This window comes from Streptosporangium sp. NPDC049644 (genome assembly GCF_040675205.1).
GTDB lineage: Bacteria > Actinomycetota > Actinomycetes > Streptosporangiales > Streptosporangiaceae > Streptosporangium > Streptosporangium fukuiense.
Genome location: NZ_JBFAOJ010000286.1, coordinates 1 through 1,070, shown reverse-complemented (window position 1 = coordinate 1,070; position 1,070 = coordinate 1). Strand labels below are relative to the sequence as shown.

Annotated in this window: 1 protein-coding gene; it reads right to left on the bottom strand. The window is 67.2% G+C overall.

What is annotated here, in order from left to right; all coding sequences use genetic code 11:
* Positions 1-44: 44 nt before the first annotated feature.
* On the bottom strand, positions 45-1,070 hold a 1,026-nt coding region (locus tag AB0J58_RS45180), incomplete at its 5' end, for a methylmalonyl-CoA mutase family protein (protein WP_364228052.1).

The following is a 1,070-nucleotide window of genomic DNA, read 5'->3' as shown; positions in this document are numbered from 1 at the left end:
GTCCGGGGACACCTGACCCGCCTCCCGTTCGGGCCGCCGACCTCTCAGACGTTGCGCCGGTACTGGCCGCCCACCTCGAAGAGCGCGTCGGTGATCTGCTGCAGGCTGCAGACGCGGGCGGTGTCCATCAGCACGGCGAACATGTTCTCGCCGTCGTGGGCGGCCTCCTTGAGCGCGGCCAGTGCGGCGTGCGCCTGCTCGCGGTGGCGTTCCTGGAAGGCGCCGACCCGCTCCAGCTGGGAGCGCTTCTCGCCCTCGGTGGCGCGGGCGAGTTCCACCGGCCCGGCGTCGCGGGCGTCGGCGTCGGGATTGCGGAAGGTGTTGACGCCGATGATCGGCAGGCTGCCGTCGTGTTTACGCTGCTCGTAGCGCATCGACTCGTCCTGGATGCGGCCACGCTGGTAGCCGGTCTCCATCGCGCCGAGCACGCCGCCGCGCTCGCTGATCCGGTCGAACTCCTCCAGCACGGCCTCCTCGACCAGGTCGGTGAGCTGGTCGATGATGTACGAGCCCTGCAACGGGTTCTCGTTCATCGCCAGGCCCCACTCGCGGTTGATGATGAGCTGGATGGCCAGGGCGCGGCGTACCGACTCGGAGGTGGGGGTGGTGACGGCCTCGTCGTAGGCGTTGGTGTGCAGGCTGTTGCAGTTGTCGTAGATCGCGATGAGGGCCTGCAACGTGGTGCGGATGTCGTTGAAATCCATCTCCTGGGCGTGTAGCGACCGGCCGGAGGTCTGGATGTGGTACTTGAGCTTCTGTGATCGCTCGTTCGCGCCGTAGCGTTCCCGCATCGCGACCGCCCAGATCCGCCGCGCGACCCGGCCGAGCACGCTGTACTCGGGATCCATGCCGTTGGAGAAGAAGAACGACAGGTTGGGCGCGAAGTCGTCGATGTCCATGCCCCGGGCCAGATAGGACTCCACGTAGGTGAAACCGTTGGTCAGCGTGAAGGCGAGCTGGCTGATGGGGTTGGCCCCGGGGTAAAGGGTGTGCCTCGGGTGACGCAGGATCAGATCAACTGGGTTGAGCCGGTCGCGAAACCGCAGGCGGGCATGCTCGGCTTTCCGCAC